Source organism: Loigolactobacillus jiayinensis, from assembly GCF_003946445.1.
Taxonomy (GTDB): Bacteria; Bacillota; Bacilli; order Lactobacillales; family Lactobacillaceae; genus Loigolactobacillus; species Loigolactobacillus jiayinensis.
In genome coordinates this window covers 1-2,715 of the sequence record NZ_RHOF01000117.1, presented here as the reverse complement: position 1 = coordinate 2,715, position 2,715 = coordinate 1, and the positions used below count along the sequence as shown (strand labels likewise).

General features: G+C 38.5%; 1 protein-coding gene and 1 pseudogene. One reads left to right on the top strand and one right to left on the bottom strand.

The window, feature by feature from the left end:
- Positions 1-163, top strand: a pseudogene (locus EKM80_RS14710) (IS256 family transposase); the annotation flags it as partial.
- Positions 164-344: 181 nt separating this feature from the next.
- Here EKM80_RS14710 and clpL read toward each other — a convergent pair.
- On the bottom strand, positions 345-2,459 hold the full coding sequence (gene clpL, locus EKM80_RS14705) for an ATP-dependent protease ClpL (RefSeq protein ID WP_125554422.1): 2,115 nt from the start codon (positions 2,457-2,459) through the stop codon (positions 345-347).
- Positions 2,460-2,715: the final 256 nt, after the last annotated feature.

The window sequence follows — 2,715 nt, the reverse complement described above, 5'->3', positions numbered from 1 at the left end:
GCATCTCAAGCGCACCACCCACCACAAAGAACAATTTCCAACGGAAGATTCACTGAATCGATTCCTGGTTTCTCAGTTTAATGTCTACAACGAGAAGTCCATGAAGCGAATCCATCGCGGATTCAACGGACTTCAGGACACCCTGGAATCATCCTTTACTTAAATTAACTACATATTATATGTACGTAGGTATTTAATTTACACAAGATTCTTGACGATATCCATATTTACTCAATAGATTAATATCAAATGGTGAAAATCAACGAAAAAAGGAGATCTATCAAGCGATCTCCTTCCCAATAAATCTCCTCTTACATAAAGTTATTTATGAACACTGATTTAAGCTAAGCTGCCGATATCACAATCTCACCATCCACTAAATCAGCCTTCAAGTTTTTGACATCTAAGTGGTCAAGGTAGAAATCCGTTACCTTATCACGAATTTGTTGTTCAATTACTCGCCGTAATGGCCGCGCACCCATTGCTTCATCATAGCCTTGTTCCATCAGCCAATCTTTGGCCGCTTTAGTTACCTCAAGTTTGATGGATTTTTTGGCTAACGTTTTTTGTACATCCGCCAACATCAAATCGACAATTTGACTTAAGTCTTGCTTAGTCAGATGTGAAAATTCCACGATTCCATTAAAACGGTTCAGAAATTCTGGGCGGAAAAATGGTGCTAGCTTATCCATTAATGACTGATCTCGTTGCTTGTCACCACTTAATGCTTCATTACCAAAGCCAGCATTAGAAGTAGCAATAATAATCGTATTTTTGAAATTAATGACATTGCCTTGTCCATCCGTTAAGCGCCCATCATCCATCACTTGTAATAGTAACGTTAATACTTGTGGATCAGCCTTTTCAATTTCATCTAATAATACAATGGAATATGGATTACGCCGAACCCGTTCAGTTAGAGTATTAGCATTATCTTCATAGCCTACGTATCCAGCCGAGGTACCAATTAATTTCGACACAGCTGTACGATCAGCATATTCACTCATATCTAGCCGAATAATCGCATTTTCATTTCCAAACATATCTAAGGCTAATTGCTTAGCTAATTCAGTCTTTCCTACGCCAGTTGGGCCCACAAACAGAAAACTTCCAATCGGCTGATCACCCTCTGAAAAGCCCGCACGGTTACGCCGAATTGCTTTTGCTACCATTTCAACCGCTTCATCTTGACCGATTACCTTACTTTTCAGACGCTTATCAAGATTTTTCAAATGCTCAATATCATTAGCGCCCATATCAGAAACTGGTATACCAGTTAAACGTTCAACCGATTGTGCCACATCATCAATCGTGGCAGTGATTTTTTCTTTTTGATCCGTTTCTTTAATTTTTTGCTTGGTTTCCTCGATCGACTTCTTGATATCAGCGGCTTTTTTAAAGTCCTCCGATTTAACGGCGGCCTCCTTAGCTGCCTCTAATTTTTTAACGCGTTGATCCAATGTCTCAACATCAGTTTGAGAATTTTTAGCCGCTAAATGAGCCGCAGTCATGTCGATCAAATCGATAGCTTTATCTGGCAAAGTGCGTTGTGGTATATATTGGATTGAATAATCCACAGCCGCCTTCAAAACATCATCTGGTAATACAACATGATGATGCTTTTCGTACAGCTTTTTAACACCTTGTAATATACGTAAAGTGTCAGCGGCCGTCGGTTCATTAATCACAACATCATTGAATCGCCGTGCCAAAGCCGCATTTTTCAAAATAGTATTGCGATATTCATCTTGAGTCGTAGCCCCGATTACAGTCAGCTCGCCACGTGACAAAGCAGGTTTAATGATATCAGCCAATCCCTTGCCACCGTCTTCACCACCAGTGGCACCCGTGCCGATAATCTGATGAATTTCATCGAAGAATAGAATAATATTACCAGCTGCTTTAACTTCCTTTACCAGCTGTTTAATATTCTCTTCAAAAGAACCGCGATATTGAGTTCCTGCTTCCAAAGACGATAAATCAATCGAATAGATTTCTTTATCTTGAATCGTTTCTGGAACTTTACCAGCCACAATTGCTTGTGCCAGACCTTCGACGACTGCAGTTTTACCTACACCGGCATCACCAACTAAGATTGGATTATTTTTCGTTCTACGACTCAAAATTTCTGCAGTTTCTTGAATCTCATTCTCACGTCCAATCACTGGATCTAGTAATCCATCACGAGCCTGTTCCGTCAAATTAGTCCCTAACTTTTCTAAAATCCCTCCTTTTTTAAAAGCCTGTTTACCATCTTTAGATACTTCTATTGTTTTATTATTTTGGGGTAGCTTACCAGTTGCTCGGTATTGAGCAAACTCATCTGGTGTCAACGATTTTCCATTAACTAAGTACCGTGCACGCTCCGAATTTTGATTATCCATGCGCCGAAATAATTGATTGAAAACATCATCCATATCATTGTTGAAAAAAGGATCATTTTCGTAGAAATTCGCCATAGTACAACACCTCCATAAAAATTTACACGTGTAACTTAGTGACCATAATATCCTTTAAAACTTCATCTAATTGTATCACGATTTTTATGTATCATTAAGTAAAGTGCTTATCGGTGTATTAAACGAGATACTTTGAAATACCATTACAACAAACCCTTTCAGGATAAATTGCCGTTAATTAGTATATCAAAATATAATATGTGGTAGATTGCAAATTTAATCCGAATTTTTGGACAAATTTGTCAGCATAACCTGA

Coding starts and splice junctions, on each gene's coding strand:
- clpL (WP_125554422.1), bottom strand. CDS start 2,459: ATGGCGAATTTCTACGAAAATGATCCTTTTTTCAACAATGATATGGAT.